The sequence below is a fragment of the Acidovorax sp. 56 genome, assembly GCF_002749705.1.
GTDB lineage: Bacteria > Pseudomonadota > Gammaproteobacteria > Burkholderiales > Burkholderiaceae_C > Acidovorax.
In genome coordinates this window covers 2,942,229-2,957,754 of the sequence record NZ_PEEV01000001.1, presented here as the reverse complement: position 1 = coordinate 2,957,754, position 15,526 = coordinate 2,942,229, and the positions used below count along the sequence as shown (strand labels likewise).

Here is a 15,526-nt window from a genome sequence, read left to right as displayed (position 1 = left end):
TTCGGGTAGGACTTTAATCTGCCAGCAGCGAGACCGCTTGGGCATCCAGGCGCAGGAGCGGCTTGGCCCTGACACTGCTCGCTCGCCGTGCCGTTTGCCCCGTGTCGGTCCGCTTCACCGCCTAAAATCCACCGATTGCAGCCCAGAGTGGGCTTGCACCGTCCTCTCACCTTCAAGCTCCCATGCAAGACAAATACTCCCACCAAGAGGTTGAACGCGCCGCGCACAGCCACTGGACTGCCCGCGACGCCTACCGCGTGACGGAAGACACCAGCAAGAAGAAGTTCTACGCCTGCTCCATGCTGCCCTACCCCAGCGGCAAGCTGCACATGGGCCACGTGCGCAACTACACCATCAACGACATGCTCACGCGCTACCTGCGCATGAACGGCCACAACGTCTTGATGCCCATGGGCTGGGACGCCTTCGGCCTGCCCGCCGAAAACGCGGCGCTGAAGAACGGCGTGCCACCGGCCAAGTGGACGTACGAAAACATCGCGTACATGAAAAAGCAGATGCAGGCCATGGGCCTGGCCATCGACTGGAGCCGCGAGGTGGCCACCTGCGACCCCGAGTACTACCAGTGGAACCAATGGCTGTTCCTGAAGATGCTGGAAAAGGGCATTGCCTACCGCAAGACCCAGGTCGTGAACTGGGACCCGGTGGACCAGACCGTGCTGGCCAACGAGCAGGTGATTGACGGCAAGGGCTGGCGCACCGGCGCCACGGTCGAGAAGCGCGAAATCCCTGGCTACTACCTCAAGATCACCGACTACGCCGAAGAGCTGCTGGGTTTTGTGACCGGCGACAAGCTGCCCGGCTGGCCCGAGCGTGTGAAGCTGATGCAGGAAAACTGGATCGGCAAGAGCGAAGGCGTGCGCTTTGCCTTCACGCACGACATTGCAGGCGACGACGGTGCGCTGATCGGCGACGGCAAGATGTACGTGTTCACCACGCGTGCCGACACCATCATGGGCGTGACCTTCTGCGCCGTGGCGCCTGAGCACCCGCTGGCCGCCCATGCCGCCAAGACCAACCCCGCGCTCAAGGCCTTCATCGAAGAATGCAAGAGCGGCGGCACCACCGAAGCCGAGCTGGCCACGCAAGAGAAAAAGGGCGTGCCCACGGGCCTGTTCGTCACGCACCCGCTGACCGACGAAAAGGTCGAGGTCTGGGTCGGCAACTACGTGCTGATGGGCTATGGCGACGGCGCCGTGATGGGCGTGCCCGCCCACGACGAGCGCGACTTCGCGTTCGCCCTCAAGTACGGCATCGAGATCAAGCAGGTCGTGCTGGTCGATGGCGAGCACTTTGACTACCACCAGTGGAACGACTGGTATGGCGACAAGCAACGCGGCGTGACCATCAACTCCGACAGCTTCAGCGGCCTGTCGTACAAGGAAGCCGTGAACGCCGTGGCCCATGCGCTGGAGCAAAAGGGCCTGGGCGAGAAGAAGACCACCTGGCGCCTGCGCGACTGGGGCGTGAGCCGCCAGCGCTACTGGGGCACGCCGATCCCGATCATCCACTGCGACGAGCACGGCGCTGTACCCGTGCCCGAAAAAGACCTGCCCGTGGTGCTGCCGCAAGACTGCATCCCCGACGGCTCGGGCAACCCGCTGCACAAGCACGAAGGCTTCCACGCGGGCGTGACCTGCCCCGTGTGCGGCAAGGCTGCCCGCCGCGAGACGGACACTATGGACACGTTCGTGGACAGCTCGTGGTACTTCATGCGCTATTGCGACCCCAAGAATGCGGACGCCATGGTGGCCGGTGGTGCCGACTACTGGATGCCGATGGACCAGTACATCGGTGGTATCGAACACGCCATCCTGCACTTGCTGTACGCCCGCTTCTGGACCAAGGTCATGCGTGACCTGGGCCTGGTCAAGGTCGATGAGCCCTTCACCAAGCTGCTCACACAAGGCATGGTGCTCAACCACATCTACAGCCGCCGCACCGCCAAGGGCGGCAAGGACTACTTCTGGCCGCACGACGTGGAGCATGTGCTCGATGAAGGCGGCAAGATCATCGGTGCCAAGCTCAAGAACGAAGCCACCAGCGGCGACGGCCTGTTGCCCGTGGGCACGCCCATCGACTACGAGGGCGTGGGAACCATGTCCAAGTCCAAGAACAACGGCGTGGACCCGCAGGACCTGATCGAGAAGTACGGCGCCGACACGGCCCGCCTGTACACCATGTTCACGGCCCCGCCTGAAGCCACCCTGGAGTGGAACGACGCCGCCGTGGAAGGCAGCTACCGCTTCCTGCGCCGGGTGTGGAATTTCGGCGTCAAGCTCGCCGCCATTGACCGCGATGCCGCCATCGCCAGCGTGGCCGGTGCCAGCAGCTTGCAAGACGTGCAGTTTGGCAAGGAAGCCAAGGCCCTGCGCCTGGAGATCCACAACGTGCTCAAGCAGGTGGACTACGACTACCAGCGCATGCAGTACAACACCGTGGTCTCCGGCGCGATGAAGATGATCAACGCGCTCGAAGACTTCAAGGCCACCGATTCGGCCGGCGCCCAGGTGGCGCTGATCGAAGGCTTTGGCATCCTGCTGCGCAGCCTGTACCCCGCCACCCCGCACATCGCCCACAGCCTGTGGGAAAGCCTGGGCTACGCGGGTGCCCTGGGCGACCTGCTGGACGCCGCCTGGCCCCAGGTGGATGCCAATGCGCTGGTGCAGGACGAGATCGAACTCATGCTGCAGGTCAACGGCAAGCTGCGTGGCTCGATCCTGGTGTCCGCGCAAGCCGACAAGGCCGAGATCGAGCGCGTGGCCCTGGCCAGCGAGGCTTTTATCGCCCAGGCTGCCGGTGCCGCGCCCAAGCGCGTCATCGTGGTGCCAGGCCGCCTGGTGAACGTGGTCGTGTGAGGTGAAGCAGCCCGCGCCCTCCAAAAGAAAGGCGCTGCGGGCTGCAGTCCATGAGGGGCCTGCGGGCCCAGCCAACGCAACAAACAACTGATATGCAAAGACGCACTCTGCTGACCCTGGTTCCTGCTGCCGTGCTGGCGGGCTGCGGCTTTCGCCTGCGTGGCGTGCCGGAGTTCGCTTTCTCGTCGCTTTACATTGCGGCGCCCACGGGCTCGTCGCTGGCGCGCGAGTTGCAGCGCACGCTCGATGGCTCGGGCAGCCAGCTCAAGGTGCTGCGCAATGCGGCCGACCTGCCCACCGCGCAGGTGGTGATCGACCTCCTCTCGGAGCAGCGCGATCGCGTGGTGGTGGGGCAGAACGCCTCGGGTCAGGTGCGCGAAGTGCAGCTGCGATTGAGGGTGAAGTTTCGCCTGCGCACGCCGGGCAGCGTGGAGATGATCCCCGAGACCGAGATCCAGCAGCAGCGCGACATGACGTACAGCGAAACCCAGGCGCTGTCGAAAGAGGCCGAAGAAGCCTTGCTCTACCGCAACATGCAGACCGACATCGTGCAGCAACTGCTGCGCCGCCTGTCGGTGGCCAAACTGCCGCAGTGACGGTGCGGTGTCTCTGTTTTCTATAGAAAAAAGCCTCTAGGGCGCATTCATGAAGCGCAGCCAGCTATTGTTTTAATAGCTGGCTGTTCTTTCTTCGGCGCAGATCAGGGGGCTGTTGTGCTGTGGGCCCGCCGCACAAAGCGGCCTGCCCTTGCCCCGGTGGCGCGCTGCGCAGCGGTGTAGCTCAGCACACCGTTCACCCACACCTGCTCGATGCCTTCGCTGAACTGCTGGGGCTGCTCGAACGTGGCCAGGTCGCGCACGCGCTCGGGGTCAAACACCACCACATCGGCCATGTGCCCTGCCTGCAGCAGGCCGCGCCCGCCGAGGCGAAAGCGCTGGGCCGACAAGCCCGTCATCTTGTGCACGGCCTCTTCCAGTTGCAGCAGGCCCTTGTCGCGCCAGTAGCAGGCCAGCACGCGCGGGAAGGCGCCCCACAACCGGGGATGTGGCCGCTCGTCGTGTGGCAGACCGTCCGATCCGATCATGGACAGCGGGTGCGCAATCACACGCTCCACATCGTCCTCGCGCATCTGAAAGTAGCAGGCTCCACCGGGCTTGAGGCGCACGGCGGCCTTTTGCTGGGGCACACCCCACTCGCGCGCAATGTCCGCCAGGTAGCGCCCGGCCATCTCAGGGTGCGGCTGGCTGCCGGTGATGAGGATGTCGATGATGCCGTCCACCAGGTCTTCGCGCAGCACGGTGGAGCCGGCGGTGTAGGGGTACACGTCCATCGCAATCTCCTGGCCCTGTGCCAACTGGTCGATCAGTGGCAGCGTCTCGCGCGTGCGGCCCCAGTTGGCAGGCCCGGCGCATTTGTGGTGCGAGATGACCAGCGGCAGGCCCGACTGCCGCGCGGTGAGTGCGGCCTCTTGCAGCGCAGGCAGGATGCCCGCCAGCTCGTCACGGATGTGCGTGGCATACACGCCGCCGTGGCGCGCCGCCACCGAGGCCACGGCCACCAGTTCCTCCACATCGGCCGCATAGGCCTCGCTGTAGAAGATGCCCGACGAGAGGCCCAGCGCCCCGGCGGCCATGGCTTCTTCCATGTCGGCGGCCATGGCCGCGCGCTCGTCGGCGGTGGCAGTCTGCCGCAGGTCGGCCAGGTGGCGCATGCGCAGGGCCGTGTGGCCCATCAGCGCGGCCACGTTCACGGCGGGCTGGGCGGCGTCTACGGCACGGGCGTAGTCGGCCATGCTGGCGTGGCGAAACTGCAGGCGCCCTAGCAGCGAGAGCGGGGCGAGCGGGCTGTCGGTCACTACCGGCGCCAGCGAAATCCCGCAGTTGCCCACGATGACCGTGGTGATGCCCTGTGAGAGCTTTGGCAGCATGGTGGGCGCGTCCAGCACGGCGGCGTCGTCGTGCGTGTGCACGTCGATGAAGCCGGGGGCGATCACGCGGCCGGTGCAGTCCACCTCGGTGAAGTGTTCGCAGGACCGCGCACGGGCCAGGGCGGTGGGGTCGATCTGGCCGTGCGGGGCCAGGGCGGTGATGCGGTCGCCTTCGATCAGCAGGTCGCCCACCCAGCCGAGGCGGGTGGTGCCATCCACGATGCGGCCATTGCTCAGCAGCGTTGCGTGCGCCATGTCATTCCTCTGCGGCCAGGCCGCGCGATGGGTCAGGGGCTTGGCTGGCGGCGCTGGAGTGGCTCTGGCCCGCGTGGCTGTCAAACGCGCCGACGTATTCGGCGCTGTCAAAACCGTGTTTGTGCAGCAGCTGCTTGAATTGCTGCAGCCCGCGGGTGGCCACGGGGCCCAGCTTTTGCGCCAGGCGCACGGTCAGGATTTCAATCACCACCAGGTGGGCCAGATAGGCCTCGGTGCCTACGCGCATCACCGCGTCCTGCGGCACCGACACGGCCAGCACCAGGTCGGCCACCTCCGCCAGCGGCGTGCCGGGCTGCGTCAGCGCCACCACGGTGGCGCCTTGCGAGCGGGCAAACCGCGCGGCCTCCAGCGCATAGGGCATGCGGCCCACGTGCGAGATGACAAAAGCCACGCCATCGGGCCCCAGCGTGCTGGCCGACACGAGCTGCTGGTGCGCATCAAAAATCGCGTTGGCCGTGCAGCCCAGGCGGAACAGGCGGCTTTGCAGCTCGCTGGCCATGAAGGTGGAGGCGGCACCGACCGAGTAACAGTCGATGCGTCGCGCCTGCGCCAGCCGCTCGGCCACGCGGTCGAGCACTTCGGCGTCGATGCTGCGGCCCAGCTCGGTCAGCGACGACACGGCCGCGTGCACGATCTTGCTGGCCACGTCCTGGGCGCTGTCATCGGCCAGCACGCTGCGGTGCAGGTGCGAGCCCGAAACGGCCAGGTCCTGCGCCAGGGCGACCATGAATTCGCGCACCGAGTCGTGGCCAAAGCTGCGGCAGGTGCGCACGATGGTGGGCATGGACACGCCCGCCTGCTGTGCCAGTTGCTCCACGGTGGCGACCACGGCGGCGCGTGGGTCGTCCAGCACCACGCGCACTACGCTGCGCTGCGCCTCGGGCAGGTCGGGCTGGCGCTCGCGCAGTTGTTGCAGCAGGCTGGTAGAGGTAGCTTTGGACATGGTCAAAAACGGGTGCTGATGGCGCGGGTGATGGTGCCTTCGTCGTCCACGACGGGCAGCCAGCGCCATTTGTCAAAAGTGGTGCAGGGGTGCGAAATGCCCAGGGCCACCCGGTCGCCCACGGCGGGGGCGGGGCCTGCAGCGGGGTCGTAGCGCAGGTAGGCGTGGTGGTCGTTGAGCGCGCTCACCGTCCACCCGGTGGGGGTGCTGGCAGCGCGGCGCTCGTGGCGCGGCGCCCAGCGCACGGGCACGGGCATCTCCAGATCGTACGAGACATCGCGCCGCCCGCCGGTGAGCAGGGCCAGCCCAGGCTCGGGCACCGATTGCACCATGGTCCACACTTCGAGCGCAGGGCGCAGCGAGGCGTCCAGCCCCTCGCGCTGCTCCACGTGCTTCAGAAAGCGCTGGTAGTTGCCATGGTCGTGCGTGATGTAGCAGCCCGAGCGCAGCACGCCCAGCACGGGCTTGGACAGCCCTTGGGTGCGCAGCAGCGGGATGACCAGGTCGAACACCGCGGAGCCGCCCGCCGTCAGCAAAATCTCTGGGTCGGTAAACAGGCCCTGCGCGTCGCAGGCGCGGGCTACCTCGGTCACGCGGCGCACCAGCGCTGTGACCTCGCGTGCGTCGTGATCGCTGTCACAGCGGGCCACGCCGCCTTCGTAGCATTCCACGCCGCCCAGCTGCACGGCGGGCGATTGGGCCATGGCCTGGGCCAGCGCCAGGGCTTCTTCCAGCGTGCGGCAGCCGGTGCGCTGGCCTTGCACGCCCATCTCCAGCAGGCTGTCCAGGCGCCGTTCACCGCGCGCGGTGTGGCCACGTCGCTCGGCCCAGTCTTCAATGCAGCGCAGCTGCGCCAGGCTGTCGATGAGGAACCACACGCGCAGATCAGCGTGGCGCTGCAGCAGCGCGTGCAGGCCGTCCAGGTCGGCATCGCACAGCACCTGGTTGGCAATGATGGCGCGGCGCGCACCGGCTTCCACCCCCACGCTGAGCTGGTACACGGTGGCAAAGGTCAGCCCCCAGGCGCCCGCCTGCAACTGCTGCGCAAACAGCTCGGGCGACAGCGTGGTCTTGCCGTGCGGGGCCAGGGCCACGCCCTTGCGCTCGGCGTAGGCCTGCATCCAGGCCAGGTTGTGGGCCAGAGCGCTTTCGCGGATGACGGCAATGGGCAAGGGCAGATCGCCCGCCAGCACGTTCCAGCCGCGCTGGCCCAGGTCGGCGGGGCGGCAGGGCGTGGCGTGCATGGGGTAGCCCTTGCAGCGGTGGTCAAGCAGGAAGTCGGTCATGGGGCGGGATGAGAAGGTGCGGTTTTCCAGCAGGCGTGCAGGTGGCCGGGGGCCACCTCGCGCAGTTGCATGTCGGCGCTGGCGCAGCGCGCCTCGGCCTGGGGGCATCGGGTGCGGAACACGCAGCCCGAGGGCGGGTTGGCCGGGCTGGGCAGGTCGCCTTGCAGCAGCGCAATGCTGCGGCGCTGGGCGGGGTCGGGGATGGGCGCTGCGGCCAGCAGGGCCTGGGTGTAGGGGTGCTGGGGCTGGGCGTACAGCGCCTCGGTGGGGGCGATCTCCATCACCCGGCCCAGGTACAGCACCACCACGCGGTCGCACAGGTACTCCACCACGTCCAGGTCGTGCGAGATGAACAGCAGCGTGAGGCCCAACTGCTCCTTCAGTTCGCCCAGCAGGTTCACCACCTGCGCCTGGATGGACACGTCCAGCGCCGACAGCGGCTCGTCGGCCACGATGAACTGGGGCTCCACCGCCAGCGCGCGGGCAATGCCGATGCGTTGGCGCTGCCCGCCTGAGAACTCGTGCGGAAAACGCTCGGCATGCTCGGGCCTGAGGCCCACCTGCTCCAGCAACTGGTGGACGCGCGGCAGGCGTGCGGCGCCCTTGGCCAGGCCGTGCGTATCCAGCGCCTCGGCCAGCACATCGCGGATGCGCATGCGCGGGTTCAGGCTGGCGTAGGGGTCCTGAAAAATGATCTGGATCTGCGAGCGCAGCGGCCGGTATTGCGACTGCGAGAGCTGGGCCAGGTCTTGCGGTGCGGGGCCGCCGTGGTAGCGCATGGCACCACTCGTCGGGTCCACCAGGCGCGTGAGCAAGCGGCCAATGGTGCTTTTGCCTGAGCCCGATTCGCCCACCAGACCGAGCGTTTCGCCCCGGCGGATGGTGAAACTCACATCGTCCACCGCGCGCACGGGGTGCGGGCCGCTGCCAAAGTGTTTGCGCAGGTGGGCAATTTCCAAAAGCGGTGCGGCGGTGTCGGTCGGTGCCATGGGCTGTGGGGTGTTCAGGACGGCGTTCATGCGCTCACCTCGGTGGGTTCGGCGTGTTCCTCGCGGTGCAGGCAGCGCACCATGCGGCGCGGGCCGGTGGCTTCCAGCGCAGGCATAGCGTGGGTGCAGTCGGCCTGCTGGCGGGTGCAGCGCGGCGCAAAGGCACAGCCGGGCGGGGGCGCGAGGGGGCTTGATACCTGGCCCGGAATGGCCACCAGCTTGCGCCGCCCGGCGGCCGCTGCAGGGTCCGTTGCCTGCGCTTGCCGCCGCGCCACACCGGGCAGGCAGGCCAGCAGGCCGCGTGTGTAGGGGTGCTCGGGCCGTGCAAACAGGTCGTGCACGCGGGCCGATTCGACAATGCGCCCGGCGTACATCACGGCCACGGCGTCGGCGTATTGCGCCACCACGCCCAGGTTGTGCGTGACGAACAGCATGCTCATGCCGGTCTCTTTCTGCAGCCGTCCCATCAGCGCCAATATCTGCGCCTGGATGGTCACGTCCAGCGCCGTGGTGGGCTCGTCGGCAATCAGCAGTGTGGGGTTGCAGGCCATGGCCAGCGCAATCATCACGCGCTGGCGCATACCGCCCGAGAGCTGGTGCGGGTACTCGTGCACGCGCTGCGCAGCGGCGGGGATCTCGACCAGCTCCAGCATGCGGCGGGCGTGGGCCAGCGCGGTGCTGCGGTCCATCTTCAGGTGCAGGCGGGCCGACTCTGCAATCTGCTCGCCCACTGTCAGCACCGGGTTCAGGCTGGTCATGGGCTCCTGGAAGATCATGGCCAGCTCGTTGCCGCGCAGCGTGCGCTTGTCGGCCTCGGGCAGGGCCAGCAAATCGACTTTGCGGCCGTCGCGCTGCACGAACCAGGCCTGGCCCGTGACCTGCGCCTGCGAGGTGCGGGCGTGCAGGCCCATGAGGGTGAGGCTGGTGACGGACTTGCCCGAGCCCGACTCGCCCACCAGCGCCAGCGTCTCGCCGGGGTGGATGGCAAAGGACACATCGGCCACGCTCTGGATGCGGCCCGCATCGGTGGCAAAAGAGGTGGACAGGCCGCTGACTTCGAGCCGGGGCGCGGCGCTCATCGTGGGGGAGGTCATACGGTCTTCTTCAGTTTGGGGTCGAGCAGGTCGCGCACGCCGTCGCCCAGCATTTGCAGCGACAGGGCCGTGAGCACGATGGCCACGCCGGGGGCAAAAATGGTCCAGAACGCCTTGTCGGCGTAGTCCAGGCTGCCCGCGATCATGGTGCCCCAGGTGGGGATGTCGGGCGGCACGCCCACGCCGAGGAAGGACAGGCCCGCCTCGGCCAGGATGGCGTAGGCAAAGATGAAGGTCACCTGCACCAGGATGGGCGACATCAGGTTGGGCAGGATGTGGCGCCACAGGATGAGGTGCGTGCGCACGCCCAGGGCGCGGGCCGCGTCCACAAACAGCAGCTCGCGCAGCACCAGCGTGGTGGCGCGCACCACTCGGGCCACGCGCGGGGTGTAGACGATGACCAGCGCCAGCATCACGTTCCACAGGGACACGCCCAGGATGGACACGAGGGCGATGCCCAGCAGGATGTCGGGGAAGGACATCATCGCGTCCACCACGCGCATCAGCGGGGCGTCGAGCTTGCGAAAGAACCCCGCAAACATGCCCAGCAGCGTGCCCAGCAGCACGGCGCCTGCGGCGGTGACCAGGCCAATCAGCAGCGAGTAGCGCGCGCCATGCACGATGCGCAGCAGCACATCGCGGCCCAGCTCGTCGGTGCCCGCCCAGTGCGTGCCTGAAGGCGCGTGCAGCCGCTCGCTGATGGACAGGGCGTTGGGGTCCGCATCGGACACCCAGGGGAAGACGACAGCGATGCTGGCCACCAGCGCAATCACGATGGCGGAGGCCAGCACCACCTTGCGGGCGAACAGTCGGCGCAGCACGGCCCGCAGGCGGTGCCAGAAAGAAGGGCTCGGGTTCATGGGGCTTCCAGGCGGATACGGGGGTCCACCAGCGTGTACAGAAAGTCGATGGCCAGGTTGATGAAGACGTAGATGGCGGCAATCACCAGCAGCGTGCCCTGGATCACGGGGTAGTCGCGCCGCAGCACGGCCCGCACCACCAGGTTGCCCACGCCGGGCAGGTTGAAGACGGTCTCGGTTACCACGGTGCCGCCAATCATCAGCGCCATGGTCAGCCCCAGCACAGTGACGATGGGCACCAGCGCATTGCGCAGCACATGCTTGACCATGATGGTGCCCTCGGGCAGGCCCTTGGCGCGGGCGGTGCGCACGTAGTCTTCGCCCAGGATGTCGAGCATGGAGGCGCGTGTGAAGCGGATGATGAGCGCCGAATTGAGCAGGCCCAGCACCAGCGCGGGCAACATCAGGTGCTGCAATCGCTCGCCCAGCGTGGCCGTGGGGTCGCCGTAGCCCGAGGCCGGAAACCACCCCAGCTTGACCGCAAACAGCTGGATGAGGATGAGACCCAGCCAGAAGCTGGGCACGCTGGCGCCCAGCATGGCCACGCCGCTCACGGCCTGGTCGGTGGCGCTGCCGCGCCAGACGGCGGCGGCCATGCCGCAGGGCACGCCCACCAGCGCCGCAATGCCCACGGCAAACAGCGCCAGGAACAACGTGGGCTCCGCCCGTTCCAGCAGGGCCTGGGCCACGGGGCGCTGCAGGAACAGTGACTGCCCCAGGTTGCCCTGCAGCAGCTCACCCACCCACAGCCCAAACTGCACGGGCAAGGGTTTGTCCAGCCCGTACTGCGCGCGGGCCTGGGCAATGTCGGCGGCGGTGGCCTGGTCGCCCAGCAGCAGCGCCACCGGGTCCCCAGAGGCCAGCCGCGTGAGGCAGAACACCAGCACCGCCACCAGGGCCAGCACCACCACGGCGCCGCCCAGGCGCTTCAACAGAAATCGCATCATGGTGCTGTCTGCCCCTGCTTACTTGGCCAGTCCTGTGTTCCAGAAGAACGGCCAGATGGCCGGTGTGTAGCCTTGCAGCTTGGCCGAGCGGGCCGACAGGCCGTTGAACTTGCCCACTTCGATGAACGGCACTTCGTCGTACACCACTTGCTGCACCTTGCCCCACAGCGGGCCGCGCTTGGCTGGGTCGGTCTCCTGGTTGAACGCGGCCAGACTGGATTTCTTGGCGTCAGACTCCCACCAGCCGGGCGCACCGTCACCCAGCTGCGGGGGCGAGAGCATGGGCTCGGGGAACAGGCCCGAGTGCGTGAAGTACACGTCCCACAGCTTGGGGTCGTTGCGGCGCTGCACCAGCGTGGCCCAGTCCACCACCTGCAGCTCGGTCTTGAAGCCCGCCTTCTTGAGCTGCTCGGACATCACCAGCGCCATGTTGTAGTGGAACTCGTACTGGCGGCTGGCCATGATGCGCACGGGCTGGCCGCCGTAGCTGGCCTTGGCTGCCTGGTCCTTGGCGGCTTGCGGGTTGCGCTCGTTGTAGAGCTTGCTGCCCGCGTCCGAGTAGTACGGCGTGCCCTTGGGGAAGAAGTTGGGTTCCACCACAAAGAAGCGGTTGTCGCCAAAGCCTGCGGCCAGCAACTCGCCTGTGCCCACGGCGGTTTGCACCGCGCGGCGCAGCGGCTGCGAGGCCAGCACGCCTTCCTTTGTGTTGAACACGATGTACGGAAAGCCAAAGTTCTTGGTCACGATGGGCACCACGGCCGGGGCGCCTTTTTCGATGCGGCCAATAGCCTCCACGGGCAGCAGGTCGGCGTACTGGAACTGGCCCGAGAGCGCGCCTTCGACGCGTGTGTTGGCGCTGGGCACGGGCACAAAGCGCAGCTCATCGAGCAGCGCCTCGCGCTTGCCTGCGTAGCCGCTGGCGGCTTCCTTGCGGCTGGCATAGCCGTCAAAACGCACCAGCACGGTGAACTGGTCGGGGCGGCGTTCCTTGAACTGGTAGGGGCCGGTGCCGACGAAGTCTTTGAGCTGCGGCGCAATGCTCTCCTTGGCCATGATGGCGGCCATGCCGCTGGGCAGGGCCAGCTGGGCCAGCAGCGGTGCGTAAGGATTTTTCAGCTTCAGTTCCACAGCCAGGGGGCCTTTGGCGGTGAGCGAGGCCACTTCTTTGCCCACGGCCTTGCCGCGGGGGTTGAGCTCCATCCAGCGCTGCAGCGAGGCCACCACATCATCGGCCGTCATCTCGCGCCCGTTGTGGAACTTCACGCCCTTGCGCAGGGGGATGGTGTAGGTCAGCCCGTCTTTGGAGACGGTGGGCAGGCCCTCGGCCAGCATGGGGGCGATGGCCCAGTTCGCGTCGAAGGTGTACAGCGGCTCGTACACGTGCTGCATGATGGTGCCCACCAGGTCGGCGGTGCTCACCATGGGGTCCAGGCCCTGGGGCTCGCCCACCATGGCGAGGTTGGCGGCGCCGCCCTTGGACGGGGTGGCGGTGGCCGTTTGGGCCCAGCTGGCGCTGCAGGCCAGGGTGAGGGCGGCGGTCAGCGCCGCTGCACCCAGCAGGTTGCGGCGGCCCCGCAGTTCAAGCGTTGGCAGCGGATGCTGCACCAGGTTGGTTCCAGACGTTTGCATTGCACACCTCGAAGTAATAGGATTACACGAATAAGCACATTTGATGCCAGAATTGCGAGCGATATGGGCATTTCTGGAAGGAAGTGTGTAATATCTTTACTCAAAGGAGCGTTTTCCATGCCAGTAGAAACCCTCGGCCAAGCGCCGCTCGCGTCCGATCGCCTCGCACGCCCCCTCTCGCCCGCCACCCGCGCAGGCGACTTCGTTTTTGTCTCGGGCCAGGTGCCCACCGATGACCAGGGCCAGGTCGTTGTCGGCGGTATCGAGGCGCAGACGCGCCAGGTGTTCCAGCGCGTCAAGGACGCCCTGGCCCTGGCCGACTGCACGCTGGCCGATGTGGCCAAGGTCAGCGTCTGGCTGGCCGATGCGCGGGACTTTGGCAGCTTCAACCGCGTGTACATGGAGTGTTTTGGCGACCACCGCCCCGCACGCTCCACGGTCGAATCGCGCCTGATGATCGACGCCAAGGTCGAGATCGACGTGACGGCCTACAAGCCGCGCGGCTGAGCCATGACTGCGGCCAAACAACCCGTGTGGGACGTGGTGGCGCTGGGCGAGGCGCTGGTGGAGTTCAACCAGACCCGCCCTGGCGAGCCGCAGTACCTGCAGGGCTTTGGGGGCGACACCAGCAACGCGGTGATTGCCGCCGCCCGCGCGGGCGCACGCACCGCTTACCTGACACGCCTGGGCAGCGATGCCTTTGGCCAGGCGCTGCTGGACCTGTGGGCGCGTGAGGGCGTGGACACCTCGGCGGTGGAGCGCGATGCGCAGCACCCCACGGGCATCTACTTTGTGACGCATGGTGCAGCGGGGCACGAGTTCAGCTACCTGCGCGCGGGCTCGGCCGCGAGCCGCATGGCACCTGCGTGGTTGCAGGATGCATCGGCGAATGGGCCCGCCACCGTGCTGCAGCAGTGCCGCATCCTGCATGTGTCGGGCATCTCGCTGGCGGTGTCGGCCTCGGCGTGCGACACGGCTTACGAGGCCATGCGCGTGGCCCGGGCGGCCGGTGCGCGCGTGGCGTTCGACCCCAACCTGCGCCTCAAGCTCTGGCCCCTGGCGCGTGCGCGGGCCTGCATTGCGCATGCGGTGTCGCTGTGCGACATCTTCCTGCCGGGGCTCGATGACATGGCTGCGCTGCTGGGCCTGCACGATGCCGATGCGATTGCCGACTGGGGCCACGCGCAGGGCGCGGCCACGGTGGTCGTCAAGCTGGGGGCCGATGGGGTGCTGCTGAGCAGCGCCGACCCCGCCGTGCCGCGCCAGCGGGTGCCGGGCCGCAGCGTGGCGCTGGTGGACGCCACGGGGGCGGGCGATTGCTTTGACGGCAACCTGCTCGCGCGCCTGGCGCTGGGCGACGACCTGGCCGCTGCGGTGGCCTATGCCAACACGGCGGCATCGCTGACCGTGCAGGGCTTTGGCGCCGTGGCGCCGCTGCCTACGGCGCAGCAAGTGCGGGCGGTGATGCCGGGGCTCTGACAAGCCTTGCTTTGCCCTGTGTAGGCGGGGATTGAAGTAAAAATAGCTGCCAGCGCTTATGGGGTAAGCGCTAGCAGCTATTGTTTTGATAGTGACTTGCGCTGTCTAAGCAAGCACGCTGGCCATCACACAGGCCGTGTGCGCATCAGCGTGCTCTTGCCAAACAGCGACTCCACCAGGTCCACCGCCAGCACAGCGGTTTTGTTGCGCACGTCCAGCGCGGGGTTCAGCTCCACGATGTCGAGCGAGGCCAGGCGGCCGCTGTCGGCAATCATCTCCATGCACAGCTGTGCCTCGCGGTAGGTGGGGCCGCCGGGCACGGTGGTGCCCACGCCGGGCGCAATGTCGGGGTCCAGAAAATCCACGTCAAAGCTCACATGCAGGTGGGTGTGGGCGTCCATGCCCGCCAGGGCCCGTTCCATCACCTGGCGCATGCCCACCTCGTCGATGGCGCGCATGTCAAACACCTCCAGGCCCTGCTCGTGCACAAAGCGCTTTTCGCCCTCGTCCACGCTGCGAATGCCGATCTGCCGGATTTGCGAAGGGTGCAGCGCCGGGCCGCCGCCGGGCATGGCCGCCAGCTGGGTCAGCTCGGCCGGGCCAAAGCCGCACAGGCAGGCCACGGGCATGCCGTGCACATTGCCGCTGGGGGTGAGTTCGCTGGTGTTGAAGTCGGCATGCGCGTCAAGCCACAGCACGCGCAGCTTTTTGCCGCTTTCTGCGCAGTGGCGGGCCACGGCGCTGATGCTGCCCAGGCCCAGGCTGTGGTCGCCGCCCAGCAGGATGGGCAGGTGGCCCAGTTGCAGCTCGGCATACACGGCGTCGTACACCAGCCGGTTCCACTGCGCCACTTCGGGCAGGTGGCGGTAGCCGTCCACCGGGGGCTGCCAGGGGTTGGAGGGGCCGCTCAGGTTGCCCCGGTCAAACACCTGCAGCCCGTGCGACTCCAGCGCCGCCTGCAGCCCCGCCACGCGCAGGGCCTCAGGGCCCATGGATGCGCCGCGCGCGCCCGCGCCAATGTCGGTGGGCGCGCCAATCAGGCTGGTGGGGTGGGCGGGACGCAGGGCCGGGTGGGGGGGCGGGGGCTGTTGGGTCATTGCAGGCTTTGGGGTGTGTTGGGGGGAGGAGTCGTGGAATTGTCCTGCACTGCCCCGCCAAAGAACAGCGCCCAGGCTGCGCACTTCGCATGCTCTGGCGCGCAATTTGCGTAGCCCAGTGCG

Annotated in this window: 13 protein-coding genes; 4 read left to right on the top strand and 9 right to left on the bottom strand. The window is 67.6% G+C overall.

Translation table 11 applies throughout. The features are described from left to right. Positions 1-182 precede the first annotated feature (182 nt). Together leuS and lptE are read left to right on the top strand one after the other, a co-directional pair. Positions 183-2,876, top strand: coding sequence for a leucine--tRNA ligase (leuS, locus tag CLU88_RS13150; protein ID WP_099656976.1), 2,694 nt, complete (start codon positions 183-185; stop codon positions 2,874-2,876). Between the two features lie 92 nt (positions 2,877-2,968). Then, entirely contained in the window at positions 2,969-3,472 is a 504-nt protein-coding gene (lptE, locus tag CLU88_RS13145; protein ID WP_099656975.1) for an LPS assembly lipoprotein LptE, read from the top strand. 104 nt (positions 3,473-3,576) lie between these two features. Here the strand turns inward: lptE and CLU88_RS13140 are convergent, their stop codons facing one another. Genes CLU88_RS13140 through CLU88_RS13105 form a run of 8 tightly spaced genes read right to left on the bottom strand, consistent with a single transcriptional unit; the run spans position 3,577 to position 12,827 of the window. Further along, positions 3,577-5,058 (bottom strand): amidohydrolase family protein, encoded by a 1,482-nt coding sequence (locus CLU88_RS13140; protein ID WP_099656974.1) that lies wholly within the window; start codon positions 5,056-5,058, stop codon positions 3,577-3,579. Position 5,059: 1 nt separating this feature from the next. After that, positions 5,060-6,022: a MurR/RpiR family transcriptional regulator gene (locus CLU88_RS13135; protein WP_099656973.1), complete on the bottom strand. Its 963-nt coding sequence runs from the start codon at positions 6,020-6,022 to the stop codon at positions 5,060-5,062. 2 nt (positions 6,023-6,024) lie between these two features. Next, the gene (locus CLU88_RS13130) at positions 6,025-7,308 is read right to left on the bottom strand and encodes an amino acid deaminase (protein ID WP_099656972.1); all 1,284 of its coding nucleotides are present in this window, start codon (positions 7,306-7,308) and stop codon (positions 6,025-6,027) included. Further along, positions 7,305-8,327 carry an ABC transporter ATP-binding protein gene (locus CLU88_RS13125; RefSeq protein WP_199173448.1) on the bottom strand — a complete coding sequence of 341 codons (1,023 nt, stop codon included), beginning with the start codon at positions 8,325-8,327 and terminating at the stop codon, positions 7,305-7,307. The genes CLU88_RS13130 and CLU88_RS13125 overlap by 4 nt, the downstream gene beginning before the upstream one ends. Continuing rightward, positions 8,324-9,391, bottom strand: a complete 1,068-nt coding sequence (locus CLU88_RS13120; RefSeq protein WP_099656970.1) for an ABC transporter ATP-binding protein — start codon at positions 9,389-9,391, stop codon at positions 8,324-8,326. The genes CLU88_RS13125 and CLU88_RS13120 overlap by 4 nt, the downstream gene beginning before the upstream one ends. Then, positions 9,388-10,251, bottom strand: a complete 864-nt coding sequence (locus tag CLU88_RS13115; protein WP_010466583.1) for an ABC transporter permease — start codon at positions 10,249-10,251, stop codon at positions 9,388-9,390. Before CLU88_RS13115 ends, CLU88_RS13120 begins: the two co-directional genes overlap by 4 nt. Further along, positions 10,248-11,198, bottom strand: coding sequence for an ABC transporter permease (locus CLU88_RS13110; RefSeq protein ID WP_099656969.1), 951 nt, complete (start codon positions 11,196-11,198; stop codon positions 10,248-10,250). Before CLU88_RS13110 ends, CLU88_RS13115 begins: the two co-directional genes overlap by 4 nt. Before the next feature lie 18 nt (positions 11,199-11,216). After that, positions 11,217-12,827, bottom strand: a complete 1,611-nt coding sequence (locus tag CLU88_RS13105) for an ABC transporter substrate-binding protein (protein ID WP_099656968.1) — start codon at positions 12,825-12,827, stop codon at positions 11,217-11,219. 117 nt (positions 12,828-12,944) lie between these two features. Here CLU88_RS13105 and CLU88_RS13100 point away from each other — a divergent pair, with 117 nt between their 5' ends. Both CLU88_RS13100 and CLU88_RS13095 read left to right on the top strand, forming a co-directional pair. After that, positions 12,945-13,334, top strand: a complete 390-nt coding sequence (locus CLU88_RS13100; RefSeq protein ID WP_010466576.1) for a RidA family protein — start codon at positions 12,945-12,947, stop codon at positions 13,332-13,334. Between the two features lie 3 nt (positions 13,335-13,337). Beyond that, the gene (locus CLU88_RS13095; RefSeq protein ID WP_099656967.1) at positions 13,338-14,306 is read left to right on the top strand and encodes a sugar kinase; all 969 of its coding nucleotides are present in this window, start codon (positions 13,338-13,340) and stop codon (positions 14,304-14,306) included. Between the two features lie 125 nt (positions 14,307-14,431). Here CLU88_RS13095 and rocF read toward each other — a convergent pair whose 3' ends face one another. After that, positions 14,432-15,403: an arginase gene (rocF, locus tag CLU88_RS13090; protein ID WP_099656966.1), complete on the bottom strand. Its 972-nt coding sequence runs from the start codon at positions 15,401-15,403 to the stop codon at positions 14,432-14,434. Positions 15,404-15,526 lie beyond the last annotated feature (123 nt).